Source organism: Rhodococcus pseudokoreensis (assembly GCF_017068395.1).
Lineage (GTDB): Bacteria > Actinomycetota > Actinomycetes > Mycobacteriales > Mycobacteriaceae > Rhodococcus_F > Rhodococcus_F pseudokoreensis.
In genome coordinates this window covers 3,477,352-3,501,908 of record NZ_CP070619.1, presented here as the reverse complement: position 1 = coordinate 3,501,908, position 24,557 = coordinate 3,477,352, and the positions used below count along the sequence as shown (strand labels likewise).

General features: G+C 67.5%; 26 protein-coding genes. 20 read left to right on the top strand and 6 right to left on the bottom strand.

The genetic code is table 11. The features are described 5' to 3' along the window. Positions 1 to 9 precede the first annotated feature (9 nt). Positions 10 to 2,184: a serine/threonine-protein kinase gene (locus JWS13_RS21115; protein ID WP_206007344.1), complete on the bottom strand. Its 2,175-nt coding sequence runs from the start codon at positions 2,182 to 2,184 to the stop codon at positions 10 to 12. A gap of 164 nt (positions 2,185 to 2,348) precedes the next feature. On the opposite strand from JWS13_RS21115, the gene JWS13_RS21110 reads away from it, so the two are divergent. From JWS13_RS21110 to JWS13_RS21025, 18 genes are all read left to right on the top strand, one after another. Continuing rightward, positions 2,349 to 3,695, top strand: a complete 1,347-nt coding sequence (locus JWS13_RS21110; RefSeq protein ID WP_206007343.1) for an amidase — start codon at positions 2,349 to 2,351, stop codon at positions 3,693 to 3,695. A 212-nt stretch (positions 3,696 to 3,907) separates the two neighbouring features. Next, positions 3,908 to 6,196, top strand: a complete 2,289-nt coding sequence (gene ftsH, locus JWS13_RS21105) for an ATP-dependent zinc metalloprotease FtsH (RefSeq protein WP_206007342.1) — start codon at positions 3,908 to 3,910, stop codon at positions 6,194 to 6,196. A gap of 60 nt (positions 6,197 to 6,256) precedes the next feature. Beyond that, positions 6,257 to 6,874, top strand: coding sequence for a GTP cyclohydrolase I FolE (folE, locus tag JWS13_RS21100; RefSeq protein ID WP_043826734.1), 618 nt, complete (start codon positions 6,257 to 6,259; stop codon positions 6,872 to 6,874). Further along, positions 6,871 to 7,728: a dihydropteroate synthase gene (gene folP / locus JWS13_RS21095; RefSeq protein WP_083395653.1), complete on the top strand. Its 858-nt coding sequence runs from the start codon at positions 6,871 to 6,873 to the stop codon at positions 7,726 to 7,728. The genes folE and folP overlap by 4 nt, the downstream gene beginning before the upstream one ends. After that, complete coding sequence (folB, locus tag JWS13_RS21090) at positions 7,721 to 8,083, top strand: dihydroneopterin aldolase (protein WP_206007341.1); 363 nt, start codon at positions 7,721 to 7,723, stop codon at positions 8,081 to 8,083. Before folP ends, folB begins: the two co-directional genes overlap by 8 nt. After that, positions 8,080 to 8,592 (top strand): 2-amino-4-hydroxy-6-hydroxymethyldihydropteridine diphosphokinase, encoded by a 513-nt coding sequence (gene folK, locus JWS13_RS21085; protein ID WP_206007340.1) that lies wholly within the window; start codon positions 8,080 to 8,082, stop codon positions 8,590 to 8,592. The genes folB and folK overlap by 4 nt, the downstream gene beginning before the upstream one ends. Positions 8,593 to 8,612: 20 nt before the next feature. Next, positions 8,613 to 9,080 (top strand): DUF3180 domain-containing protein, encoded by a 468-nt coding sequence (locus tag JWS13_RS21080; RefSeq protein WP_192581838.1) that lies wholly within the window; start codon positions 8,613 to 8,615, stop codon positions 9,078 to 9,080. 70 nt (positions 9,081 to 9,150) lie between these two features. Continuing rightward, on the top strand, positions 9,151 to 10,149 hold the full coding sequence (locus JWS13_RS21075; RefSeq protein WP_206007339.1) for a DUF6779 domain-containing protein: 999 nt from the start codon (positions 9,151 to 9,153) through the stop codon (positions 10,147 to 10,149). Between the two features lie 147 nt (positions 10,150 to 10,296). Beyond that, complete coding sequence (locus JWS13_RS21070; RefSeq protein ID WP_206007338.1) at positions 10,297 to 11,223, top strand: Rossmann-like and DUF2520 domain-containing protein; 927 nt, start codon at positions 10,297 to 10,299, stop codon at positions 11,221 to 11,223. Between the two features lie 5 nt (positions 11,224 to 11,228). Continuing rightward, complete coding sequence (gene panC / locus JWS13_RS21065; protein ID WP_124391742.1) at positions 11,229 to 12,164, top strand: pantoate--beta-alanine ligase; 936 nt, start codon at positions 11,229 to 11,231, stop codon at positions 12,162 to 12,164. A gap of 18 nt (positions 12,165 to 12,182) precedes the next feature. Beyond that, a complete protein-coding gene (gene panD / locus JWS13_RS21060; RefSeq protein WP_087559766.1) occupies positions 12,183 to 12,629 on the top strand; it encodes an aspartate 1-decarboxylase in 447 nt (148 codons plus the stop codon). Positions 12,630 to 12,632: 3 nt separating this feature from the next. After that, a complete protein-coding gene (locus tag JWS13_RS21055; RefSeq protein WP_124391741.1) occupies positions 12,633 to 13,448 on the top strand; it encodes a type III pantothenate kinase in 816 nt (271 codons plus the stop codon). A gap of 122 nt (positions 13,449 to 13,570) precedes the next feature. After that, positions 13,571 to 14,104 (top strand): cysteine dioxygenase, encoded by a 534-nt coding sequence (locus JWS13_RS21050; RefSeq protein ID WP_124391740.1) that lies wholly within the window; start codon positions 13,571 to 13,573, stop codon positions 14,102 to 14,104. After that, the gene (locus JWS13_RS21045; protein ID WP_012691510.1) at positions 14,101 to 14,523 is read left to right on the top strand and encodes a rhodanese-like domain-containing protein; all 423 of its coding nucleotides are present in this window, start codon (positions 14,101 to 14,103) and stop codon (positions 14,521 to 14,523) included. Before JWS13_RS21050 ends, JWS13_RS21045 begins: the two co-directional genes overlap by 4 nt. 55 nt (positions 14,524 to 14,578) lie before the next feature. Next, the gene (gene lysS, locus JWS13_RS21040; RefSeq protein ID WP_087559762.1) at positions 14,579 to 16,090 is read left to right on the top strand and encodes a lysine--tRNA ligase; all 1,512 of its coding nucleotides are present in this window, start codon (positions 14,579 to 14,581) and stop codon (positions 16,088 to 16,090) included. 138 nt (positions 16,091 to 16,228) lie between these two features. Next, the gene (locus tag JWS13_RS21035; RefSeq protein WP_087559761.1) at positions 16,229 to 16,579 is read left to right on the top strand and encodes a histone-like nucleoid-structuring protein Lsr2; all 351 of its coding nucleotides are present in this window, start codon (positions 16,229 to 16,231) and stop codon (positions 16,577 to 16,579) included. A gap of 99 nt (positions 16,580 to 16,678) precedes the next feature. Then, a complete protein-coding gene (locus JWS13_RS21030) occupies positions 16,679 to 17,614 on the top strand; it encodes an esterase/lipase family protein (protein ID WP_206007337.1) in 936 nt (311 codons plus the stop codon). Between the two features lie 484 nt (positions 17,615 to 18,098). Beyond that, complete coding sequence (locus tag JWS13_RS21025; RefSeq protein ID WP_160099589.1) at positions 18,099 to 20,636, top strand: ATP-dependent Clp protease ATP-binding subunit; 2,538 nt, start codon at positions 18,099 to 18,101, stop codon at positions 20,634 to 20,636. Between the two features lie 69 nt (positions 20,637 to 20,705). On the opposite strand, the gene JWS13_RS21020 is transcribed toward JWS13_RS21025, so the two are convergent. Then, the gene (locus tag JWS13_RS21020; protein ID WP_206007336.1) at positions 20,706 to 21,287 is read right to left on the bottom strand and encodes a TIGR03086 family metal-binding protein; all 582 of its coding nucleotides are present in this window, start codon (positions 21,285 to 21,287) and stop codon (positions 20,706 to 20,708) included. Positions 21,288 to 21,348: 61 nt separating this feature from the next. Between JWS13_RS21020 and JWS13_RS21015 the strand changes: the two genes are divergently transcribed. Beyond that, positions 21,349 to 22,299 carry a helix-turn-helix transcriptional regulator gene (locus JWS13_RS21015; protein WP_206007335.1) on the top strand — a complete coding sequence of 317 codons (951 nt, stop codon included), beginning with the start codon at positions 21,349 to 21,351 and terminating at the stop codon, positions 22,297 to 22,299. Positions 22,300 to 22,338: 39 nt separating this feature from the next. Beyond that, on the top strand, positions 22,339 to 22,776 hold the full coding sequence (locus JWS13_RS21010; protein WP_005244949.1) for an OsmC family protein: 438 nt from the start codon (positions 22,339 to 22,341) through the stop codon (positions 22,774 to 22,776). Between the two features lie 7 nt (positions 22,777 to 22,783). Here the strand turns inward: JWS13_RS21010 and JWS13_RS21005 are convergent, their stop codons facing one another. Genes JWS13_RS21005 through JWS13_RS46185 form a run of 4 tightly spaced genes read right to left on the bottom strand, consistent with a single transcriptional unit; the run spans position 22,784 to position 24,541 of the window. Beyond that, entirely contained in the window at positions 22,784 to 23,119 is a 336-nt protein-coding gene (locus JWS13_RS21005) for an SH3-like domain-containing protein (protein ID WP_124391734.1), read from the bottom strand. Then, positions 23,116 to 23,805 carry a thiocyanate hydrolase subunit gamma gene (gene scnC / locus JWS13_RS21000; protein ID WP_087559755.1) on the bottom strand — a complete coding sequence of 230 codons (690 nt, stop codon included), beginning with the start codon at positions 23,803 to 23,805 and terminating at the stop codon, positions 23,116 to 23,118. Before scnC ends, JWS13_RS21005 begins: the two co-directional genes overlap by 4 nt. Then, positions 23,802 to 24,101, bottom strand: a complete 300-nt coding sequence (locus JWS13_RS46190) for an SH3-like domain-containing protein (RefSeq protein WP_087559754.1) — start codon at positions 24,099 to 24,101, stop codon at positions 23,802 to 23,804. The genes scnC and JWS13_RS46190 overlap by 4 nt, the downstream gene beginning before the upstream one ends. Then, complete coding sequence (locus JWS13_RS46185; protein WP_206007334.1) at positions 24,098 to 24,541, bottom strand: SH3-like domain-containing protein; 444 nt, start codon at positions 24,539 to 24,541, stop codon at positions 24,098 to 24,100. Before JWS13_RS46185 ends, JWS13_RS46190 begins: the two co-directional genes overlap by 4 nt. Positions 24,542 to 24,557 lie beyond the last annotated feature (16 nt).

Here is a 24,557-nt window from a genome sequence, read left to right as displayed (position 1 = left end):
CCCCGCCCGTCAGCGGGCGGTTTCGTGGGACACGGCGAGTTCCAGCGCCCGCAGATCCTGCTCCAGCTGCCGGAACAGCCAGTACACGCCGACGAACGCGAAGATACCGCCGACGCACAGGATGCGAACCGCGATGATCACCAGCGTGATCTCGTCGGGCGACAGGAACGTCACCCCGGCCACACCGGCCAGCGGAACCGACGCGGCCACCGCGAGATACAGCGTGCTGCGGCGGTCGAGTCCCCGCAGTTTGTGCGCGTCGGCGCTGCTCGCGATGTCCTGCGGTAGCAGGGTCGGATAGATGCAGCGCACCGCGAAGAACGCCACCACGAAGAACGGGTACGCCACCGACACGGCACCGCACACGATCAGCGACGCGATGAAGTGCACGTACGCGCCCGGCGGCACGTTCCCCGCCGCCAGTTGCAGGGAAATCGGATAGGCGATTCCCGCGATCACCCACAATCCGAACACCACGAGCACCACGCGGTCGCCGAGCAGCAACGTGTCGGTGCGGGCCCGGGCCAGGGTCTGGCGGTCGTACGTCCGGCCCTTGCGCAGACCCCGCGGAACCAGCAGCGGGTAGCGGCACCAGTAGAGCAGCATGATCGCGCCCAACGGGAACGCGATCGAGTTGATCACCAACTGGATCCCCTCGAACGACTGCTGCGCCTCGGGAGTCAGATTGCTGATGATCAGCATCTTGTTGTGGTGGTAGTTGTACGCACCGGCAAGGGCGTTCGGCACCGCGATACCGAAAACCAGAATCGGGAGCGCGAACCGGCGCAACCGCATGCGCCAGGAATGTGGGGGCGGATCGACGAGGTCACGGGCCCGCGGGTTCAAGCACAGGTCGAACTGCTGGGCCAGCTCGGCGCCGGACGACCACCGGTCGGCCGGCTTCGGCGCCAGACACGTCAGCAATACCCGGCGCAGCGACGGCGGGCAGTCGGCCGGTAACTGGTCCAGGAACTCCGGGTCGACGTCGCGGCTGCGGCTGTCCAGCATCGCCTCGAGTGCGGCGAGCGACTCGCTCGACACGTCCTCGTCCTGGAACGGACGCCGCCCGCACATCAGCTCCCACAGCATCACCCCGAGCGCGAAGATGTCGCTGCGGGTGTCGAGGTCCGCCGCCGTTCCCGGCATTCCGCGGTGACACGCTTCGAGTTGCTCGGGGGACATGTAGGCCAGCGACCCGCCGAAGTAGGCGAGCGGTGACGCCCCGGTGACGGAGTCGCTGAAACTGATGTTGAAATCGGCGAGCTTGGGCACACCCTCCGCCGTCAACAGGATGTTGGCGGGTTTGATGTCGCGGTGCAGGACGCCGCGTTTGCCTGCGTAGTCGAGGGCCTCGGCCAGCCGCCGCCCCAGCCACGCGATCGTCTCGGGCCAGGTGAGTGACGCGATCTCGTCGCGCACACTCGAGTCGGTGGGCCTGAGCTCGCCCTTCTCCCGCATCTCCTCGTCGACGACGTCCAGCAGCAGGCTGCCGGTCCGCTCCCGTTCGGGCGTGACGCGCACCCGCCGCAGGACCCGCAGCAGGGTGCCGCCCGGCAGGTACTGCATGTAGAGCAGACGCAGTTCGCGGTCCTCGAGCAGCCTCTGGTCGAAGACGCGGACGATGTAGTCGTGGTCGAGTTGGGCGAGGGTCTGCGGCTCGTTGCCCTTGTCGTGGGAGATCTTCACCGCCACGAGACGTTGCATCGACCGCTGGCGTGCGAGGAACACCCGGCCGAACGCGCCGCTGCCCAGACTCATCAGCAGATCGAAGTCGTCGACCTGCTGCCCGACCTCCACGTCGTCGAGCGCCGCACTGCCGGGCGGCATGGTGATGAGCGTGTCCGGCTGCCGGGCGGTCACGGTCGGACCGGCCTCCGCCGTCTGTTCGGCCGCAGCAGTTCGCTCGGCCGCAGCGGTCTGTTCGGCCGCAGCAGTTCGCTCGGCCGCAGCGGTCTGTTCCGCGGCAGCGGTTTGTTCGGCCGCGGCAGTTTGCTCGGCGAGTGCGGTCTGCTCGGCGGTCATCGTCCGTGCGGACAGGGTTTGCTCAGCCGTCACCGTCGGCGGGCCGGCCGCGACCGTCGCTTCGCTGCTCTCGTGTTCGGAGTTCGTGACTCCGACGGTCCGTTCGGCAGAGTCCGATCCAGCGGCCGATCCGTCTCTGCCCGACCCGTTTCCTCTGGTCATTGCACATCGAGGGTTCTACTGGGCGGGTTCTCTGGGCACATCGAGGTTGTCTGGAGCGGTGTGAAGAGTCCCATCCAGGGACAAGCGAATGGTAACCCCGCAGACCTACCGTATCCAGCGCGAATACTCGAAATCGCTGCTGCGCTGCACCATATACTCGGATGATGGGGGACTCCCCGTTCACCTCAGCCGTCGTCGTCGCCGAGCAGGTCCGCTCGGGCGTCTCGAGCCCGATGGAGCACGTCGAGGTCGCGCTCGCGGCCATCGCAGAGCGTGAACCGAAGATCCAGGCGTTCGCCGCAGTTCTCGGCGACCAGGCCCGAGCCGAAGCGCTGGCGCTGTCCCGCCGACCGGATCTGGCCACGCTTCCACTGGCCGGAGTGCCCGTCGCGATCAAGGACGTCATCCCCGTGGCCGGACTGCCGATGCGCGAGGGATCGGGCGCGACCAGCGCCGAACCGAGGGCCGCCGACCATCCGGTCGTGGCGCGACTGCGGGCTGCGGGAGCGGTGGTGGTGGGCCTGACCACCCTCCCCGAACTGGCGGTGTGGGGAACCACCGACGCGCCCGGCCACATCACTCGCAACCCGTGGAATCCGTCCCGGACCTGCGGCGGCTCGTCCGGGGGAGCGGCCGCCGCCGTCGCCGCGGGAATGGTGCCGCTGGCGCACGGGACCGACGGTCTCGGTTCGATCCGCATCCCCTCGGCCAACTGCGGAGTGTTCGGCATCAAACCGGGCAGGGGAGTCGTGCCGTCCGAACTCGGCGCCACCTCCTGGTTCGGCATGGCCGAGAACGGGCCCATCGCCACGACCGTCGACGACGCCGCCCTCATGCTGTCCGTGATCGCCGACCGTCCCGAACTCGCGCGGATCGGGCCGTCGGAGCCGCTGCGGATCGCGGTGGCGTCGGGGTCACCGACGTTCCTGGCCAGGGTCGATCCGCAGTGGCGGGACGCGGCCGTGCGCGCGGGGACTGAACTGACCGGCTCGGGCCACGACGTGGAGCCCGCGACGCTGCCGTACCCGGTCAACCTGATTCCGGTTCTCGCCCGCTGGACCGCGGGAACGGCCGCCGACGCGAAGGGCCTCGACCCCAGGCGACTGCAGCCGCGGACCCGCAGGCACGTCGCGTTGGGCCGCGCGCTGGGCCGGTTCGTCCGCCCGGAGCAGGTGAACAGGCTGGAGGACTCGCTGCGCGCCTTCTTCGAGGACTACGACGTGGTGATCACCCCCGCGCTCGCGCAGCCGCCGCTCGCGGCGACGACGTGGAGCGAGCGGTCGTGGTTGTCGAACATCGTGGCCAACGTGCGGTACGCCCCGCTCAGTGCGCTGTGGAATCTCGTCGGCTGGCCGGCGGCCAGTGTCCCCGTCGGCACGCACTCGCATTCGGGCACCCCGCTGGCCGTGCAGATCGCGGCGCCGCCCGGTGGCGAGGCCAGGATTTTGGCCCTGGCCGCGCACATCGAGCGGGTCGGCGGCGGCTGGCCGAGGGTTGCTCCCACGCGGTGAACTCCCGCACATCCGGAGCGGGATCGAGGCGGAGGGAACCGATGGGCCGCCGCGTGCGTTGAACGAAATAGAGACCGCTCGCGACAGCGGTTGGCTGCTACCTGGAGTCGCCGGGGTGCCTTCGCGGTAACCTGGTTTGTCCGGTTGGCAGCCGGAAGGCGCACCCGGAAGACCCGCACTCTCGAAAGGACCGGCCATCTCGGCCGACCTGTATGAACCGTAAGACTGTGTTTCGAAACCTGGCGATAGTTGCCGGCATCCTGCTGGTGATCTATGCCTTCAGCTACTTCGGCAACGACACGCGCGGATTCAAGGGTGTCGACACCTCCGTGGCGATCGCGCAACTCGACGCGAACAACGTCGAGAAGGCGCAGATCGACGACCGGGAGCAGCAGGTGCGCCTGTGGCTGAAGGACGGCAACGACGCCACCGACGGCAAGACCGAGATCCTCGCCAAGTACCCGGCGTCGGCGTCCGAGCAGATCTTCAACGAGATCTCCGACAAGGGGCTGCAGAGCTACAACACCACGGTCACGCAGGAGAGCTGGCTAACGTCCATCCTGCTGTTCGTCCTGCCGATGGTGATTCTGCTCGGCATCTTCTTCTTCGTGATGAGCCGCATGCAGGGCGGCGGTCGCGGCGGCGTCATGGGCTTCGGCAAATCCAAGGCCAAGCAGCTCAACAAGGACATGCCGAAGACCACGTTCGCCGACGTCGCGGGTGCGGACGAGGCCGTCGAAGAGCTGTACGAGATCAAGGACTTCCTGCAGAATCCGGCGCGCTACCAGGCATTGGGCGCGAAGATTCCCAAGGGTGTCCTGCTTTACGGTCCTCCCGGAACCGGTAAGACCCTGCTCGCCCGCGCGGTGGCAGGCGAGGCCGGTGTCCCGTTCTTCACGATCTCCGGTTCGGACTTCGTCGAGATGTTCGTCGGTGTCGGTGCGTCCCGCGTGCGCGACATGTTCGACCAGGCCAAGCAGAACAGCCCCTGCATCATCTTCGTCGACGAGATCGACGCCGTCGGACGTCAGCGTGGCGCCGGTCTCGGTGGCGGTCACGACGAGCGTGAGCAGACCCTCAACCAGTTGCTCGTCGAGATGGACGGTTTCGGTGACCGCACCGGCGTCATCTTGATCGCCGCCACCAACCGGCCCGACATCCTGGACCCGGCGCTGCTGCGCCCGGGCCGCTTCGACCGGCAGATCCCGGTCGGCGCCCCCGACCTCGCCGGCCGACGCGCCATCCTCAAGGTGCACTCGCAGGGCAAGCCGATCGATCAGCACGCCGACCTCGAGGGCCTGGCCAAGCGCACCGTCGGAATGTCGGGCGCCGATCTGGCCAACGTCATCAACGAGGCCGCGCTGCTCACCGCCCGCGAGAACGGCACCGTCATCACGGAGGCCTCGCTCGAGGAGTCCGTCGACCGTGTCGTCGGTGGCCCCCGCCGCAAGAGCCGCATCATCAGCGAACACGAGAAGAAGATCACCGCGTACCACGAGGGCGGGCACACGCTCGCCGCGTGGGCGATGCCCGACATCGAGCCGGTCTACAAGGTCACCATCCTCGCCCGCGGCCGCACCGGCGGTCACGCGATGACGGTGCCCGAGGACGACAAGGGCCTGATGACGCGGTCCGAGATGATTGCCCGCCTGGTCATGGCGATGGGTGGCCGCGCGGCCGAGGAACTCGTGTTCCACGAGCCCACCACCGGTGCGTCCTCCGACATCGACATGGCGACGAAGATCGCCCGGTCGATGGTCACCGAGTACGGCATGAGCGCCAGGCTGGGTGCCGTGCGGTACGGCCAGGAGGGCGGCGACCCGTTCCTGGGCCGGTCGATGGGGCAGCAGTCCGACTACTCCCACGAGGTCGCACGCGAGATCGACGAAGAGGTCCGCAACCTCATCGAGGCCGCGCACACCGAGGCGTGGGCGATCCTCAACGAGTACCGCGACGTGCTGGACATCCTGGCCACCGAACTGCTCGAGCGGGAGACCCTCACCCGCAAGGATCTCGAGAAGATCTTCCACAGCGTCGAGAAGCGCCCCCGGATCACGGCGTTCAACGACTTCGGGCACCGGACCCCGTCCGACAAGCCGCCGGTCAAGACGCCGCGGGAACTCGCTACCGAGCGCGGCGAGCCGTGGCCGCAGCAACCCCAACCGGTGTTCGCGCAGCAGCAGTCGCAGCAGACCCCGCCGCAGCAGCAGTACCCGCAGCCGGCGCCCGCCAACGGCTACTCGCAGCCCGCTCCGGCCCGGCCGCAGGGCGGCATGACGCAGCCGCGTCCCGACTACGGCGCCCCCGCGGGATGGTCGGCTCCGGGCTGGCCGCCCCGCGATCCGGGCAACCAGAGCCCGGAGGGGCAGTACCCCGGAAACCAGGGTCCCGGGACCGACCAGGGTCCGGGGAACCAGTGGAATCCGCCGCACGAGCAGCGGGGCACCGGGGACGACGATGCGCAGACGAGGGCCTGGAAAGGACCGGACGGATCGAACTGATCCGCCCGACACTAGGCTGTTGCTTCGGGACGATCGGTCCCGGTACTGGAGGAGTTTCGGTTGTCGGTGAATCATCTCGGTAGTGAGCCCGTGGCACTCGAGACAGGCCGGGTGTTCGATCAGCCGCGTGCCGAGGCTGCGGTGCGGGAACTGCTGATCGCGATCGGTGAAGACCCGGATCGTCCCGGACTCCGCGATACGCCCGCCCGCGTGGCGCGGTCGTACCGCGAGGTCTTCGCGGGCCTGTACACCGACCCGGACACCGTGTTGAACACGACGTTCGACGAGGGTCACCAGGAGCTGGTGCTGGTCCGCGACATTCCGCTGTACTCCACGTGTGAGCACCACCTCGTGTCGTTCCACGGGGTCGCGCACGTCGGGTACATCCCCGGCCGGACGGGCAAGGTGACCGGTCTGTCGAAGCTGGCCCGCGTCGTCGACCTGTATGCGAAGCGCCCGCAGGTCCAGGAGCGTCTGACCAGTCAGATCGCCGACGCCGTCATGCGCAAGCTCGATCCGCGCGGTGCGATCGTGGTCATCGAGGCCGAGCACCTGTGCATGGCGATGCGGGGGATCCGCAAGCCTGGTGCGAGTACCACCACCTCCGCGGTGCGTGGTCTGCTCCAGTCCAGCGCGGCCTCACGTTCCGAGGCTCTGGACCTTATTCTGCGGAAGTGACCGTGATCGAGCTGCCCTCACCGGGCCGCACCGTGGTGATGGGGATTCTGAACGTCACCACCGATTCCTTCTCCGACGGCGGACGCTTCCTCGATCGTGACGCGGCGCTCGAACGCGGTCTCGCGTTGAAGCGTCTCGGCGTCGACATCGTCGACGTCGGCGGCGAGTCCACCCGGCCGGGCGCGGCGCGGGTCGATCCCGACGTCGAGGCCGGACGGGTCGCCCCCGTCATCGCGGACCTGGTCGCCGAGGGCATCTGCGTCAGCGTCGACACGATGCGGGCGTCCGTCGCGGAGGCCGCGATCGGCGCGGGCGCGTCGATCATCAACGACGTGGCCGGTGGCCGGGCCGATGCGGCGATGGCCTCGGTGGTCGCGGACGCCGGAGTTCCGTGGATCCTGATGCATTGGCGTTCGGCCGGCGACTACGTGCACCGCGGCACCGCCGACCACTACGACGACGTGGTCCGCGAGGTCCGGGACGAACTGATGACGCAGGTCGACCTGGCCGTGAAGGCCGGCGTGGATCCGGGCTCGCTGGTGCTGGATCCGGGTCTCGGTTTCGCGAAGAACTCCGATCACAACTGGGCGCTGCTGAAGGCGCTGCCCGAGTTCAACGAGCTGGGCTTCCCAGTCCTCGTCGGCGCCTCCCGCAAGCGGTTCCTGGGTTCGCTGCTCGCGGATGCGGACGGTGAACCCCGACCCCCCGCCGGCCGGGAGACCGCGACCGCCGTCGTGTCGGCCCTCGCCGCGACCCACGGAGCGTGGGGAGTGCGCGTGCACGACGCGCAGGCCTCCCTCGACGCCATCGCGGTCGCCGAGGCCTGGACGAGGGGTGCAGCCGGACGTGAGTGATCGAATCGAGTTGCGCGGATTGAAGGTTCGCGGCAATCACGGTGTCTTCGACCACGAGAAGCAGGACGGTCAGGACTTCTACGTCGACATCACCGTCTGGATGGACCTCGCGCCCGCCGCGGCGTCGGACGATCTCGACGACACCTTGGACTACGGCGGCCTCGCCGAGCGTGCGGCCGCGATCATCGCGGGCCCCTCCCGGGACCTCATCGAGACCGTCGCCGCCGAGATCGCGGACGGGGTGATGACCGACCCCCGCGTCCGGAGCACCGAGGTGGTGTTGCACAAGCCGTCCGCGCCGATCCCGCTGACCTTCGCGGACGTCGCGGTAGTGGCGCACAGGTCGAGACCATGAGTCGCGCGGTGCTGTCGATCGGCTCGAACGTCGGCGACAGCCTTGCCCACCTGCAGTCGGTCCTCGACGGTCTGGGTGACGCGGTCGTCGCGGTCTCCCCGGTGTATTCGACGGCACCGTGGGGCGGGGTCGAGCAGCAGGACTTCCTCAACGCGGTCCTGGTCGCCGACGATCCCGCACTCGACGGCTACGGCTGGCTGCGGCGTGGGCAGGAACTCGAGGCGGCCGCCGACCGGGTGCGGGTCGAACGGTGGGGTCCGCGCACGCTCGACGTCGACGTCGTCACGTGCGACGACATCCGCAGCGACGACCCGGAACTGACGTTGCCGCACCCGCGAGCGCACGAACGTGCATTCGTGCTGATTCCGTGGCTGGACGTCGAACCCGACGCCGTGCTGCCGGTCGACGGCACGTCGACCCGAGTGGACGCACTGCTGCCGCTGCTGGACGACGAAGAGCGGGCCGGTGTGCACCGGACGGACCTCGCCCTGGACCGGCGGTCGCGATGAAGCCGGAACCGACGGGCACGATGAAACCCACCCGCATCTGGGATCTGCTGTTCCTCGCCGCGCTCGCCCTCGCCGCCACCTGGATCCTGGTACGCGTGTTCTACGGGTCGTTCCCGCCCATCCCCGTGTATGCGGGGGCGTCGCTGTATCCGGTCGCGCTGATCGAGGTCGTGCTCGCGTTCATGGTGCGATCCCGGGTCAGCAACCATCAGGTGGGCGACGGGCCGCGTCAGCTGCACCCGATCACCGCCGCCCGGGTTGCCGCTCTGGCCAAGGCATCCGCACTCGTCGGCGCCGCGACGGCCGGGGTGTGGGGAGGCTTCCTGCTCTACCTGCTTCCGCAGCAGTCGGTGCTGCGCGCCGCCGGCTCGGACAGTCCCGGCGCGTGGGTCGGTCTCGTCGCGGCACTGGCGCTCGTCGGCGCCGCGCTGTGGCTGGAACACTGCTGCCGCACCCCCGACGACCCCTCGGACGAGCCCGCGCATTAGGGCACAGGGGATCGCCGCAGGTCGGATGGAATGCGCGGTGCACCCTTCGCGGCCAAGTACCCTTGGCACCATGACGAATCCTGGTCGCCTCAAGTCTGCACGCCGCAACAGGCGCAGCGCGAGCCAGATGATCGTTGCGGGTTTGCTCGCCCTCGCGGTGATCGCGTCCCTCTTCCTGATCTTCAGCGACAGCGTCCAACTCCTGCGGGTGGGCCTGGTGGCCGCGCTCTGGGCCGCCACGGTCGGTGCCATCGCCATGACGAAGTACCGGCGCGAGTCGGCGCTCGACAAGGCGAAGGTCAGCGATCTGCAGACCGTCTACGAGTTGCAGCTCGAGCGGGAGATCTCGGCACGGCGCGAATACGAACTCACCGTCGAGAAGCGGGTGCGCAGCGAAGTGCGCGCCGATGCAGAGGAACTCGCCGCGTTGCGCGCCGAACTCTCGTCGCTCCGCAAGAATCTCGAGGCACTGTTCGACGGCGCGATGCCGACCGAACGGATCGCGCTGCGCGCGGATTCGACGCGGGTGCAGGAACTCGCGGGCCGCTCGTACAGCAGCTATCAGCCGGCCGCGTCGGGCCTGTACGTCCCGGGTGCGGGGCACGCCGCGGGCGCCGGGCATCAGAGCGGTTCCGCGCAGTCCTCGCATTTCGCGAATCCGGACGACGATCCGGTCACGGCCGAGACGTCCATCGTCGAGCCCGTCGGCGCCGGACGGACCGAACCCGAAATCGAGGTCGAACCGGAGCCGGAGCCCACTCCGGAGCCAGTCGCCAAGACCGCACCTGTCGCCGCGCCCGCACCTGTCGCCGCGCCCGCCCCTGTCGCGAAGGTCGCGCCCCAGCCGGTCGTCGAGCCGGAACCCGAGCCCACGGAGCCCGAGCCCACGGAGCCCGAGGCGGCCGAGCCGGAGGCCGAGGGACGGCGGGGCCGCAGGCGGGCGGCCGAGGAGGACGACTCTTCGGGTGCGCACTCGAACGGGCTGTCCGTCGCCGAGATCATGGCCAACATGCAGTCCGCGTCGGGGGCGTCCCAGAGCGCCGGCGGCAGGCGTCGCCGGGCCGAATAGGCCCGGACACGCCCGAGGATCAACCCGCACGGTGTGAGGCATATATCACTCCGCCTGCTCATGGCGGGGTGCGTTCGAGCCGGGCTATCCTCACCGTGGAACGTCTGGTACCCGCCGAGCGGGACTGGAACGAACGAGAGGACGAAGGTGACCTCTTTCGGGATCACTAATGGCCCTGCGCCCGCGAGATTGACGGTAGGAATCGTCTCCGCAGGCCGGGTCGGAACAGCAATCGGTGCCGCGTTGGAGCGGGCAGGTCACGTCGTCGTCGCCTGCTCGGCCGTCTCCGACGCGTCACGGCATCGGGCACGCACCCGGCTTCCCGAGACCGAGATTCTTCCGGTCGCGGAGGTCGTGGCCCGCTCCGAACTGCTCATTCTCGCCGTCCCCGACGCCGAACTGCCGTCGCTGATCGCGGGGCTGGCCTCCACCGGTGCCGTGCCGGGTCGCGCGATCGTGGCCCACACGTCCGGCGCGAACGGCATCGGGATCCTCGCCCCCCTCACCGAGCAGGGTGTCGTTCCGCTCGCGATTCACCCCGCGATGACGTTCACCGGCCACGACGAGGACACGGTCCGTCTCGCGTCCGCCTGTTTCGGTATCACCGCCGCCGACGACATCGGCTACGCGATCGCACAGTCGCTGGTTCTGGAGATCGGCGGTGAGCCGGTGCGGGTCCGCGAGGACATGCGGCCGCTGTACCACGCCGCTCTCGCTCACGGCAGCAATCACCTGGTCACGCTCGTCGTCGACGCCGTGGCCGCGCTGCGAGTCGCGCTCGAGGGCCAGGAACTGCTCGGCCAGGAGTTGATCGGCGACGATCCGAACGGCTTGGCCGAACGGGTTCTCCAGCCGCTGCTGTCCGCAGCGCTCGACAATGCTCTGCGCCGCGGGCCCGCGGCGCTCACGGGGCCCGTCGCCCGGGGTGACTCCGAGGCGGTGGCCACACATCTACGCGTCCTCGAGGAAGTCGATCCGCGGATTGCGGCCGGCTACCGGGCCCTCTCACTGAGGTCGGCGCAGCGCGCCGGCGCGACATCTGAACTGCTGGACATCCTGGAAGACCGGAGGTGAGCCCCGTGAGCGATCTGCAGGGCGGATACAAGCGCGGCGAACTGACCGTGCACCACGACCCGAGTGTGCTGACGCGGGTCTCGAAGGCGCTGCGCGGCGTCGGCCGCCAGGTCGCGCTCGTGCCCACGATGGGAGCCCTCCACACGGGTCACCTGGAGTTGGTGCGGCAGGCCAAGCTCACCGGTGCGGTGGTGATCGTCTCGATCTTCGTCAACCCGTTGCAGTTCGGTGCCGGCGAAGACCTCGATGCCTACCCGCGCACCGTCGACGCCGATCTCGAACTGCTGCGTGAGGCCGGAGTCGAGCTGGCGTTCGTGCCGACGGCGGCCACCATGTACCCGGCCGGTCCGCGGACGACGATCCATCCCGGACCGCTCGGCGCGGAACTGGAGGGCGCGTCCAGGCCCACGCACTTCGCGGGCATGCTCACCGTCGTCGCCAAGCTGCTGCAGATCGCCGCGCCGCACGTCGCGTACTTCGGCGAGAAGGACTACCAGCAGCTGACGCTGATCCGGCAGATGGTGACCGACCTGAACTTCGACGTCCGCATCTTCGGGGTGCCCACGGTTCGTGAACACGACGGACTCGCGCTGTCCTCGCGGAACCGCTACCTCGACGAGGATCAGCGGAACGCGGCGACGACGTTGTCCGCGGCCCTGATCGCGGGTGCCCACGCCGCGGCCGGCGGCGCCGAGGCGATCCTCGCCACCGCGCGCGAGGTGCTGGCGTCCACCCCCGAGGTGGAGGTCGACTACCTCGAGGTGCGGGGCGTCGACCTCGGCCCGGCTCCCGAACGAGGCGACGGCCGGCTGCTCGTCGCCGCCAAACTGGGAAACACCCGCTTGATCGACAACGTCGGTGTCGCCGTCGGCACCGGTTTCCTCGAACGTGACACCGAGGCGTCGGACGCGTCGGTGACAGACGAACTTCTTTCCCGCTAGAAGAGTAAGGACCGGAACATGTTTCGCACCATGATGAAGTCGAAGATCCATCGCGCCACCGTCACGCACGCCGACCTGCACTACGTGGGCTCGGTGACGGTCGACCAGGATCTGATGGATGCCGCCGACCTCCTCGAGGGCGAGCAGGTGTGCATCGTCGACATCGACAACGGCGCGCGGCTCGAAACGTATGTCATCGCCGGCGAGCGGGGAAGTGGCGTCATCGGGATCAACGGTGCGGCAGCGCATCTGGTCAAGCCCGGCGACCTCGTCATTCTCATCGCCTACGGCGTCATGAACGAGCAGGAGGTGCGCGACTACGAGCCGCGCGTCGTGTTCGTCGACGCCGCCAACTCGCCGGTCGAACTCGGTGCCGACCCGGCGCACGCGCCGGAGGGCTCCGGCCTGATCACCCCGCGCATGCTGTCGACGCTCGACGCCGAGCGCGAATCCAGTTTGGTGTAACCCGTGCTCCTCACCGTCGACGTCCGGAACACGAACATCGTTCTCGGACTGTTCACCGGTACCGGTGAACATTCGAAGTTGGTGCAGGACTGGCGGATGCGCACCGACGCGAGGATGACGGCCGACGAACTGGCGCTCATCTTCCGTGGGCTCCTCGGCGCGCACACCGATCAGATCACCGGTGTGTCCGCGCTGTCGACGGTGCCGTCGGTGCTGCGGGAGATCCGGGTGATGCTGACGCGTTACTGGGGGCACGTCCCGCACGTGCTGGTGGAACCCGGGGTGCGAACCGGTGTTCCGCTGCTCGTCGACAACCCCAAGGAGGTCGGCGCCGACCGGATCGTGAACAGTCTTGCGGCGCATCACCTCTACGACGCGCCGTGCATCGTGGTCGACTTCGGGACGTCCACGTGCGTCGACGTCGTGTCCGCGAAGGGTGAGTTCCTCGGCGGCGCCATCGCGCCCGGTCTCGAGATCTCCTCGGACGCACTCGCGTCGCAGTCGGCGGCGCTGCGCAAGGTCGAATTGGTGCGGCCCCGCTCCGTCGTCGGCAAGAACACCGTCGAATGCATGCAGTCGGGCGCGGTGTTCGGCTTCGCCGGCCTCGTCGACGGACTGGTCCGCCGGGTGCGCAAGGAACTGCCCGCCTTCTCCGGTTCCGACGTGGTGGTCATCGCGACCGGTGACCGTGCGCCGCTGATCATGCCCGAGACGGAGACCGTCGACGAGCACGAACCGGATCTCACGCTCGAAGGGCTGCGCCTGGTGTACGAGCGGAATCAGGCCCGTAAGGGAGCGCGCCGCAGCCCGCTCGAGTGAAGGGTTCCCTCTTCGCGGAAGTTATGTCAGAATGGTCCCCGTGAATCTCTGCACGAGTGCTCAGGAGTGTTGTCGAGGCTGAACGCTGCCTTGACCAATTCACACTTCTGGGAGTCTCTCTCGTGCTCGCAACGTATTCTTCTGCATCTGTACCCACCCGTCTTCGCCCGGCTGACCTGCTGCGCATCACCGATCAGGGTGCTTCGGAGGTCCTCGACGGCCGCCACGACGTCCTGCTCCCGCAGAGCTGGCCGATCGACGAGCGCTGGTCGACCCGGCTCTACTCGGACGACGACGTCGATGTCTGGCTGATCAGCTGGGTTCCCGACCGGAACACCGAATTGCACGACCACGCAGGCTCTTTCGGTGCGCTCACCGTTCTCAGCGGCGCGCTGTCCGAGTTCCGTTGGGCCGGTGACCAACTGCGTCACCGCACCCTCGACGCCGGCGATCAGGCCTCGTTCCCGCTCGGCTGGGTCCACGACGTGGTGCGGGCGCCGGACGCCCCCGGGGCGGAGGTGGTGACGCCGACGCTGAGTGTGCACGCCTACTCGCCGCCACTGTCGGCCATGTCCTACTACGAGGTGACCGATCACGGCACGCTGCGCCGTACCCGTACCGAGCTCACCGATCTCCCCGAGGGCGGTTCGAAGTGAACATCGACCAGATGCTCGAAGAGGCCCGCACCAAGATCGACCGGATGTACGCGTTCGAGCTGCCCGAGGCAGTGGCGCGCGGCGCGATCGTCGTGGACATCCGACCGCAGGCGCAGCGCGCGATCGAGGGGACACTGCCCGGCGCGCTCGCCATCGAACGCAACGTCCTCGAGTGGCGCTGCGATCCCACCAGCTCGGCGCACCTGGCGCTGGCCGTGGACCACGACGTCGAGTGGATCATCGTCTGCTCCGAGGGCTACACGTCGAGCCTGGCCGCGGCGGCCCTGCAGGAGCTGGGTCTGCACAAGGCGACCGACCTCGTCGGCGGGTACAAGGCGATCAAGGCGGCGGGTCTGCTGGGGTCGCTCATCGCGACGCAGCACTGCGTGCGGGAGTTGGCCACCGTCTCGGCGCACTGAGGAACGCTGACCTCTGAATAGGGGCACGACCGGCTGTCGATTAGGCTGGTGACCCGTGAGTGAAGTAGCAGCCCAGCCAGTCGACGACACCCCCGAGCAGCTTCGGATCCGCCAGGAGAAGCGTGAGCGCATTCTCGCGGAGGGACGCGAGGCGTACCCGGTGTCGGTGGCGCGCACCCACTCGCTGGCGGAGATCCGCGCCAAGTATCCGGAACTCGAGCCCGACACCGCCACGGGTGACCAGGTCGGCGTCGTCGGCCGGGTGATCTTCGTGCGCAACACGGGCAAGTTGTGCTTCGCGACGCTGCAGGAAGGCGACGGAACCCAGCTGCAGGCGATGATCAGTCTCGCCGCCGTCGGTGAGGATGCGCTCGCGTCGTGGAAGGCCGATGTCGACCTCGGTGACTTCGTGTTCGTGCACGGTGAGGTGATCAGCTCCCGTCGCGGTGAGCTGAGCGTGATGGCCGATTCGTGGCAGATCGCGTCCAAGTCGCTCCGGCCCCTGCCCGTTGCGCACAAGGAAATGAACGAGGAGTCCCGGGTCCGGCAGCGTTACGCCGATCTGATCGTGCGCCCCGAGGCGCGGGACAATGCGCGTAAGCGTGTGGCCGTGGTTCGTGAACTCCGGAACGCGCTCGAGCGTCGCGGGTTCCTCGAGGTCGAGACGCCGATGCTGCAGACGGTCGCGGGCGGCGCGGCGGCCCGCCCCTTCATCACGCATTCCAATGCCCTCGACATCGACCTCTATCTCCGAATCGCCCCCGAACTGTTCCTGAAGCGGTGCGTCGTCGGCGGTATCGAGAAGGTTTTCGAGATCAACCGGAATTTCCGCAACGAGGGCGTCGACTCGACGCACTCGCCGGAATTCGCGATGCTCGAGACGTACGAGGCTTACGGCACATATGACGATTCGGCCGTCATGATCCGCGAACTCGTTCAGGACGTGGCGCAGGCCGCTTTCGGTTCGCAGGTCGTCACTCTTGCCGACGGCACCGAATACGACCTCAGCGGTGAATGGAAGACCCTCGAGATGTATCCGTCGCTGTCGCAGGCGATCGGTGTCGAGGTCACTCCGGATACCACTGTCGAGGAATTGCTGGCTCTCGCCGAGAAGGTGGGCCTCGAAGTCCCGAAGGACAAGGGTTACGGGCACGGGAAGCTGGTCGAGGAACTGTGGGAGCACCAGTGCGGCGACCAGTTGTTCGAGCCGACTTTCGTCCGCGATTTCCCGGTCGAGACGTCACCGCTGACGCGTGACCACCGCAGCAAGGCCGGGGTGACCGAGAAGTGGGACCTCTACATCCGTGGGTTCGAGTTGGCCACGGGCTATTCGGAATTGGTCGATCCGGTCATCCAGCGTGAGCGGTTCGTCGATCAGGCGCGGCTCGCGTCGGCAGGCGACGACGAGGCGATGGCCCTCGACGAAGAATTCCTCGCCGCAATGGAGCAGGGAATGCCGCCGACCACCGGAACCGGAATGGGAATCGACCGTCTGCTCATGGCTTTGACGGGATTGGGAATCCGCGAAACAATCCTCTTTCCCATTGTTCGGCCTTCTTCTCGCTGATTCGCCGGGGGTGAATTCGCGCGGATAAATTCGATCCATTCCTCGTATTCCGAATCGGAAGAACAGGGGTATGGTTACCTCGGGTCGTAGCTCACGTTGACGATGAGACGTCGCTTCATTCGAGAGGAATTTCATCCCATGGCTAAGAAGGTCACTGTCACCCTGATCGACGATGTCGATCAAGAGGCGTCTGCCGACGAGACGGTCGAGTTCGGACTCGACGGTGTTCAGTACGAGATCGACCTTTCCTCGGAGAATGCGGCGAAATTGCGTGAGCAGCTCGACGTGTGGGTTTCCCACGCGCGCAAGGTGAGCTCGCGCAAGCGCGGCAAAGCGGTGGCGGCTCCGGCTGTCGCCAAGTCCCGAGTTTCGGTCGATCGGGAACAGAGCGCCGCTATCCGGGAATGGGCGCGCAAGAACAACAAAAAGGTTTCTGCGCGCGGCCGTATCTCCGCCGAAATTATCGAGGCCTACAACAAGGCGAACTGAAAGTTAGCTGGGAACAGAATTCACTGATTCGCTCCGCAACGCGACCTGGACTGTTACCGTCCCGCTCTGATCCGACATTCGGGGAGTCTGGGGGTAGCTGTGCGCCGCTGCGTGTCCGTTTCGGGGATTCTGTTCCTGGCTTTCGTGATGTGGGCCGGGGTGGCGTCCGCAGCGCCTGCCTATCCGGTGCCGGATTCGTTCCTCGCCGGAGTGCCCCTCGAATTGGGAAATCCGGACGGTTCGGCCCCGGGCTCGAACGACTGGTCCTGCCGGCCGAGTGACGCGCATCCCGAACCGGTGGTCCTCGTCCACGGGACGGGAGGCGCGCGCCAGACCAACTGGGCGGTGTACGCACCGCTGCTCGCCAACGAGGGCTACTGCGTGTACTCCCTCACCTACGGCAACTTCCCCGGCCTGCCGTGGCCGCTCGACGCGATCGGCGGAATGACACCCATCGACACCGGCACCGCTCAGATCGCCGCGTTCGTCGATCGGGTGCTGGCGAGCACGGGCGCCGCGAAGGTCGACCTGGTGGGACATTCCCAGGGCACGGTCCAGGCGAACAACTACGTGAAGTTCTTCGGGGGTGCGGACAAGGTCGCGAAGATCGTCTCGCTCGCCCCGCCGTGGCAGGGCACGTACGGAAACGATCAGATCAGTGCCGGCCGGTTCCTGCGTTCGCTCGGCGTCGACGACGCGGTGGCGGCCGGTTTCCCCGTCTGCCAGGCGTGTCCCGAGATGCTTCAGGGGTCGAAGTTCATCGACCGCATGCGCGCGGGCGGGGTCTACGTCCCCGGGATCGAGTACACGAACATCGTCACCCGCTACGACGAACTGGTCGTCCCCTACACGAGCGGCCTCGAGCCCGGGCCGGACACCACCAACATCGTGGTGCAGGACGGCTGTGAGCAGGACTATTCCGACCACGTCGCCGTCGCCGGCTCGGCACGCGCCGCCGGTTTCGTACTGAACGCGCTGGACAGCGACCATCCGCGCGAGGTGCCGTGCCGTTTCGTCGCCCCTGTCGCGGGGTAGCCCTCCGCGAGATCCATCACGCCGCCAGTTACCGGGGGAGGCCTGGGCAACCCGCTGGGTAACGCCGCGGACACCGGCGGAAACGAATGGGTGGCGAACTCACAGCTCGTCGACATACCCTGTCCGGATACGCAGGTCTCGCCCCTTCGCGGAGTGGGCCGGCGGCCTCCGTCGACCGGATGCCCACCGGGCACCGCCGGACCTGTTCGCTCCAGGCGTACAGCGAAGGGGAAACGATTGCCGGAGCTGGGGCGTTAAATACGAATAAGCAGGCGTGCTCGCCCACCTAAAGGGGTGGAGGGGCAGCAGGTCGATCGGCAGCCAACTAGAGTAATAGCTGGGGTCGTGGAACCTACGTCGGTTCGGGGCTTCTGCCCTCGGAGCAGGCGCTGGCGATCTGTTTGTAGTGCCGGAGCGAAACGCGGCGAACAGGGACGAGACACCCGGTCTCGTGACTGCACGTCGGAAAGTGTGAGGGAGAGCGATGTTCGAGAGGTTCACCGATCGCGCACGGCGCGTTGTTGTCCTGGCTCAAGAAGAAGCCAGGATGCTCAACCACAACTACATCGGTACGGAGCACATCCTGCTCGGCCTCATTCACGAGGGCGAAGGTGTCGCTGCCAAGTCGCTGGAGTCGTTGGGCATCTCCCTCGAAGGAGTGCGCAGCCAGGTCGAGGAGATCATCGGCCAGGGCCAGCAGGCCCCGTCCGGCCACATCCCCTTCACCCCGCGTGCCAAGAAAGTCCTGGAGCTCAGCCTGCGCGAGGCACTGCAGCTCGGACACAACTACATCGGTACGGAGCACATCCTGCTCGGCCTCATCCGCGAGGGTGAAGGCGTCGCAGCGCAGGTTCTGGTGAAGCTCGGCGCCGATCTCAACCGGGTCCGGCAGCAGGTCATCCAGCTGCTTTCCGGTTACCAGGGCAAGGAGCCTGCCGAGTCCGGCGGCACTCGTGGCGAGGCGGGCACCCCGTCCACGTCGCTGGTGCTCGACCAGTTCGGTCGCAACCTCACCCAGGCGGCCCTCGAAGGCAAGCTCGACCCCGTCATCGGCCGCTCGAAGGAAATCGAGCGCGTCATGCAGGTGCTGTCGCGGCGTACCAAGAACAACCCCGTGCTGATCGGTGAGCCCGGTGTCGGTAAGACCGCCGTCGTCGAAGGTCTCGCTCAGGCCATCGTCAACGGCGAGGTCCCGGAGACGCTCAAGGACAAGCAGCTGTACACGCTCGACCTCGGGTCGCTCGTGGCAGGTAGCCGTTACCGCGGTGACTTCGAAGAGCGCCTGAAGAAGGTCCTCAAGGAGATCAACACCCGCGGCGACATCATCCTGTTCATCGACGAGCTGCACACCCTGGTGGGTGCCGGCGCGGCCGAGGGCGCCATCGACGCGGCCTCGATCCTCAAGCCGAAGCTCGCCCGCGGTGAGCTGCAGACCATCGGTGCGACCACCCTCGACGAGTACCGCAAGTACATCGAGAAGGACGCCGCACTCGAGCGCCGCTTCCAGCCGGTGCAGGTCGGCGAGCCGACGGTGGAGCACACCATCGAGATCCTCAAGGGTCTGCGCGACCGCTACGAGGCGCACCACCGCGTGTCCATCACGGACGGTGCACTGGTCGCCGCGGCCACCCTGGCCGATCGCTACATCAACGACCGCTTCCTGCCGGACAAGGCCATCGACCTCATCGACGAGGCCGGAGCACGGATGCGCATCCGCCGGATGACCGCACCGCCGGACCTCCGCGAGTTCGACGACAAGATCGCCGACGCCCGCCGCGAGAAGGAGTCCGCGATCGACGCGCAGGACTTCGAGAAGGCCGCGAACCTGCGCGACAAGGAGAAGACTCTCGTCGCTCAGCGCGCGGAGCGGGAGAAGCAGTGGCGTTCCGGTGACCTGGACGTCATCGCCGAGGTCGACGACGAGCAGATCGCCGAGGTCCTGGGTAACTGGACCGGTATCCCCGTGTTCAAGCTCACCGAGGAGGAGACCACCCGTCTGCTCCGCATGGAGGAGGAGCTGCACAAGCGGATCATCGGTCAGGAAGACGCGGTCAAGGCTGTCGCCAAGGCCATCCGTCGTACCCGCGCAGGCCTGAAGGACCCGAAGCGTCCGTCCGGTTCGTTCATCTTCGCCGGCCCGTCCGGTGTCGGTAAGACCGAACTGGCCAAGTCGCTCGCCAACTTCCTGTTCGGCGAGGACGACGCTCTCATCCAGATCGACATGGGTGAGTTCCACGACCGGTTCACCGCGTCGCGGCTGTTCGGTGCCCCTCCCGGCTACGTCGGCTACGAAGAGGGCGGCCAGCTCACCGAGAAGGTGCGGCGCAAGCCGTTCAGCGTGGTGCTGTTCGACGAGATCGAGAAGGCACACCAGGAGATCTACAACACCCTCCTGCAGGTGCTCGAAGACGGCCGTCTCACCGACGGCCAGGGCCGGACCGTGGACTTCAAGAACACGGTGCTCATCTTCACCTCGAACCTCGGCACGTCGGACATCTCCAAGGCCGTGGGTCTCGGCTTCACTTCCGGTAAGGGCGACGAGTCGAACTACGAGCGGATGAAGCTCAAGGTCCACGACGAGCTGAAGAAGCACTTCCGTCCCGAGTTCCTCAACCGCATCGACGACATCGTCGTGTTCCACCAGCTCACCACCGAGCAGATCGTTCAGATGGTGGACCTGATGGTTGCGCGCGTCGAGGTGGCCTTGAAGAACAAGGACATGACGATGGAGGTCACCGAGAAGGCGAAGTCGCTGCTGGCCAAGCGTGGTTTCGATCCGGTCCTGGGTGCGCGGCCGCTGCGTCGCACCATCCAGCGCGAGATCGAGGACCAGCTGTCGGAGAAGATCCTCTTCGGCGAGGTCGGCCCCGGTCAGATCGTGTACGTCGACGTCGAGAACTGGGACGGCGAAGGCGCGGGCGAGGACGCGAAGTTCACGTTCCGCGGCGAGGCGAAGCCGGTCACGGTTCCCGACGAGGTTCCGGTCGACCTGGCCAAGTCGGGCGCAGCCGACTCGGAGTAGTCGCGCAGTAGTCGAACGAGACGGGCCGCCGGTGGTTTTCCACCGGCGGCCCGTCTCGTGTGTGCGGGGTCAGATGCTCTTGCGTCCCGACCAGTTGGCGAGGCGTTCGGTGGGGCCTGCGGTGGGGAGCGGGTCGACGACGTCCGCGAACGGCACGTGCCCGCCGCGTGGCTCCGCCGGGATCGCGAGCTGTGCGACGGCGAGCATGGCCTCCGCGAGTTCGGGGCGGGTTTCGGAGGGCTGGCCGGTGGCGACCGCCAGGTCCCAGCCGTGCACGAGCGTCTCGTTGATGTAGCCCCAGATCGCGGCGCGTCCGGGGACTGTGCCCCACGGGGCGGTCACCGTCGCGTCGAGTCGGCTGTCGTCGGTCCACACGGGCCACATGCGGTCGGCGGCGGACCGGTAGGCGTCCGCGTAGCCGTCGTCGGGGATGTCGGCGACGACGAGCGGAATGGTGCCCGGGTCGCCGCCCTCACCGATCACGCGGGCACGTTCCACGGTGGCGACGAGGTGGCCGAGCATGGTGCGGACGTCGAAGTCGGCGCACGGGGTGGATGCCGTCAACTGGTCCTCGCGGACGTTGTCGATGAGGCCGGTGGTCCAGGTGAGGGCTTCGCGGTACAGGGGCCGGGGGTCTGTCGTGTTTGTCATGAGGCAACTATCGCCGTAATACATGACATCTTCTGTCGTGTATTTCTGAAAGACTTTCGGCATGCGCGCCGACCGTCTGCTCTCGCTCGTCCTCCTGCTCCGCAACCGTGGGCGGATGTCGGCTTCGGCGCTGGCCCGTGAACTCGAGGTGTCGCCGCGCACCGTGCTGCGCGACATCGACAGTTTGTCGACGGCGGGGATCCCGGTATACGCCGAACGCGGCCGCGACGGCGGTTTCGAGTTGCTCCCGGGATTCACCACCGACCTCACCGGTTTGACCGTCGACGAGGCGAAGGCGCTGCTGGCCGCCGGTTCCGCAGTGACCTCGGAGTCGCTGGGCATGGCGCCGGCGTTCGCGTCGGCGATGCGCAAGGTGGTCGCGGCGATGCCGGACGCGCACCGCGCCGCGGCGACGAAGGTGGCGGAGCGGGTGTTCGTCACCCAGGGCTCGTGGCTGACCGATCCGGAACCGGCCGACGACCACCTCGGGCTGATCCAGCAGGCGGTGTTCGTGGGCAGGCGCCTGAGCATCCTCTACCCGTCGCAGGGCAACGAACCGGCGTGGCGGGTCATCGACCCACAGGGTCTCATCCACGCGGGCGGACGGTGGTACCTGGTGGCGACGGACGCCGGTCGCGACCGGACGTACCGGCTCGAGCGGATCGAGGACGTCCGCGAACTCGACGAACCGGCGCAGCGACCGGTCGACATCGACCTCGCCGCGATCTGGGAGCGTCGCCGGTCGGCGTTCCGGTCGCGCGGCACCCCGGTGGTCGTCGACGTTCTCGTCCGCCGGGAGCGCCGCGACGTCCTGGCGGAGCGCGCGTTCGCCGTCCGCTCCGAGCAGCAGGCCGACGGCGACCGGGTGCGCATGGAAGTGGTGTTCGGCGACGACTCCCATGCGAGCGGCGTTCTGTGGTCGCTCGGCGAGGACGCGGAAGTGCTGGCGCCGGACGATCTGCGGGCCGCCCTGCGTTCCCGGGCGCTGCGGATGTGCGCCAGGTACGAGTAGGTTCGACACGTAAACCGAAGAACCACGAGAGGATGTGGCATGCCGACACGTACCGCACGGACCGCTTGGAACGGATCACTCGAACAGGGAAGCGGCCAGGTGGAACTCACCAGTTCCGGCGTCGCGACCTTCGACGTCTCGTTCCCGAAGCGCGCGGCGGAGGAGGCGGGTGGAACCACCAGCCCGGAGGAATTGATCGCGGCGGCGCATTCCTCCTGCTACGCGATGCAGCTGTCCGCCCTCATCGCGGAGGCAGGCGGAACCCCGCAGAGCCTCGAGGTGAAGGCCGATGTCTCACTCGGGCCGGACAACCCGGGTTTCAAGCTGACCGGCATCAAGTTGACGGTCCGCGGTGAGGTGGACGGTCTCGACGCCGACGGCTTCGCCAAGGCCGCTCAGGCCGCGAAGGAGTCGTGCCCGGTGAGCAAGGCCCTCACCGGTGTCGAGATCACGTTGGACGCGGCACTCGAATCCTGAGTGCCGGCTAGCGGCGATTGAACCGTTCGCGCACTTCCTCCATCTTCGCCTGGAGTTCGTCCGGGCTGATGACGCCCTTGTCCATCAGCGCGTGCGCGGTGGCGACGACGGACCGGGAGCGGACGGGGAAGTCGCGGTAGATGGTTTCGCCCAGCTGATCCTCGGTGTGGCGCCTGTCGAGATTGTCCCAGGCGCCACGCCAGGACAGGCATTCCGCGGTGGCCTGCATACTCGACTCCCACGGGTCGGGCTTGCGGTCGAGGTCCGGCAGCGTCACGTCTTCGCGAGTTGTGTCCGGCGTCAACGTGTTCAGGATGACGTCGTAGCCCTTGTCCGCCATCATCGTGCGGCTCCTCCGTTGTCCGAGGGTGGTGTGGTCGCCGTCCAGTCGACCTGCGGGACGGCGACGCCGATCATGGTGTCGCGGGTGATGATCGATGCCAGCTGCTCCTCGCTCCACCCCTCGGTGCCCTCGGGGCGCATCGGCATCACCATGAATCGCGATTTCTGATTCGAATCATGCACGCGCACTTCGACGTCCGACGGGAAGTGCAGCCCGAACTCCGCGATCACCTCGCGGGGCCAGCGCACCAGGCGCCGGCGATAGTTGGGTGTGCGGTACCAGTCCGGCGACATGCCGAGGACGGGCCGCGGGTAGCACGAACACAACGTACAGACGATGACGTTGTGCACTTTCGGGGTGTTCTCCAGCACGTAGAAGTACGTGTAGTCGCTCGGCGTGCCCGACCCGGTGGGGTCGCGCCAGTCGATGCCCACTTCCTTGCAGGTCTCGGTGCCGTCGGCCAGCAGGCGCTTCTTGAATTCCGGATCCACCCACGCCTTCGCGACCAACCTCGAACCACCCGACGGCCCTACCGATTCGGCCCACTCCGAGAAGCGCCGGTGATCCTCACGGGAGAACAGGCCGTGTTCGATGGACAGTTCCCGGATGGCGGTCTCCAGGATCTCGAATTCGCTGACCTCCTCCGAGGCCTGGATCGGGGCGTGATCGTCGTGCGAATGCGTCATGTGTCGGCCTCTCCTGCCGGCTCGAGCCAGCGCTCGGAGCACTCGGTTTCCAAGGTGTCGATCTCGTATCCGGTATAGCGGGGCCACAGGTCGGTCTGCTGGAAGCGGACGACGTAGAACGGCTCGGTCCGGCCGTCGTCCACGCGTCCCCACGCCTCGTCCTCGGGGATCACCCATTCCGGGCGGTGTTCGACGACGACGCCGGTGTGCCCGCGGATGAATGCCTGCGTGCGGGTGTGGAACATCGACGTCGCGTCCTTGACGGTGACGCGGTCGCCGATCTGGAATTTCGTCATGACCGGCCTCCGGTCGCTGTTCCGCCGGCGGTCCGGGCCCGCACCTCGTCGATCTTGGCGGAGAGTTCGTCCGGCGTGATCAGGCCCTTGTTGATGAGTGTCTTGGCCGCCACGGTGATCCACCGTGCGTAGTACGGCAGTCCGAAGTACAGCGTGGCACCCAGATCGTTCTCGGCGCGGCGGCGTTCCTCCGAATTCCACACCCCGCGCCAGCCGAGGCATTCGCACGTGACGTACGTGCTCATCTCCCAGTCCTCTTCGACCTTCTCCTCGTACGCGACGGGGAGGGCGGGCTGGCCGCCGACGTCGTGCAGCACGTGCCGCAGCGCGTCGAACGCGGAATTGGTCAGGTAGTACGGCGAATCCATCTCTTCGTGATGGAGGGGGCCGTACCCCGCCACTCGGTTCGCCTGAGCTTCGAATTCTGCTGGAGAGTTCATCGCGTGCTCCGTAGGG

Bases quoted from the DNA above. Each gene is read 5' to 3' on its own strand.
- JWS13_RS21115 (WP_206007344.1), bottom strand. From the start codon at position 2,184: ATGACCAGAGGAAACGGGTCGGGCAGAGACGGATCGGCCGCTGGATCG.
- JWS13_RS21020 (WP_206007336.1), bottom strand. From the start codon at position 21,287: ATGACAAACACGACAGACCCCCGGCCCCTGTACCGCGAAGCCCTCACC.
- scnC (WP_087559755.1), bottom strand. From the start codon at position 23,805: ATGACGCATTCGCACGACGATCACGCCCCGATCCAGGCCTCGGAGGAG.
- panD (WP_087559766.1), top strand. From the start codon at position 12,183: ATGTTTCGCACCATGATGAAGTCGAAGATCCATCGCGCCACCGTCACG.
- JWS13_RS46185 (WP_206007334.1), bottom strand. From the start codon at position 24,541: ATGAACTCTCCAGCAGAATTCGAAGCTCAGGCGAACCGAGTGGCGGGG.
- folK (WP_206007340.1), top strand. From the start codon at position 8,080: ATGAGTCGCGCGGTGCTGTCGATCGGCTCGAACGTCGGCGACAGCCTT.
- JWS13_RS21015 (WP_206007335.1), top strand. From the start codon at position 21,349: ATGCGCGCCGACCGTCTGCTCTCGCTCGTCCTCCTGCTCCGCAACCGT.
- ftsH (WP_206007342.1), top strand. From the start codon at position 3,908: ATGAACCGTAAGACTGTGTTTCGAAACCTGGCGATAGTTGCCGGCATC.
- JWS13_RS46190 (WP_087559754.1), bottom strand. From the start codon at position 24,101: ATGACGAAATTCCAGATCGGCGACCGCGTCACCGTCAAGGACGCGACG.
- JWS13_RS21005 (WP_124391734.1), bottom strand. From the start codon at position 23,119: ATGATGGCGGACAAGGGCTACGACGTCATCCTGAACACGTTGACGCCG.
- JWS13_RS21110 (WP_206007343.1), top strand. From the start codon at position 2,349: ATGGGGGACTCCCCGTTCACCTCAGCCGTCGTCGTCGCCGAGCAGGTC.
- JWS13_RS21080 (WP_192581838.1), top strand. From the start codon at position 8,613: ATGAAACCCACCCGCATCTGGGATCTGCTGTTCCTCGCCGCGCTCGCC.
- JWS13_RS21075 (WP_206007339.1), top strand. From the start codon at position 9,151: ATGACGAATCCTGGTCGCCTCAAGTCTGCACGCCGCAACAGGCGCAGC.
- JWS13_RS21010 (WP_005244949.1), top strand. From the start codon at position 22,339: ATGCCGACACGTACCGCACGGACCGCTTGGAACGGATCACTCGAACAG.
- JWS13_RS21025 (WP_160099589.1), top strand. From the start codon at position 18,099: ATGTTCGAGAGGTTCACCGATCGCGCACGGCGCGTTGTTGTCCTGGCT.
- JWS13_RS21035 (WP_087559761.1), top strand. From the start codon at position 16,229: ATGGCTAAGAAGGTCACTGTCACCCTGATCGACGATGTCGATCAAGAG.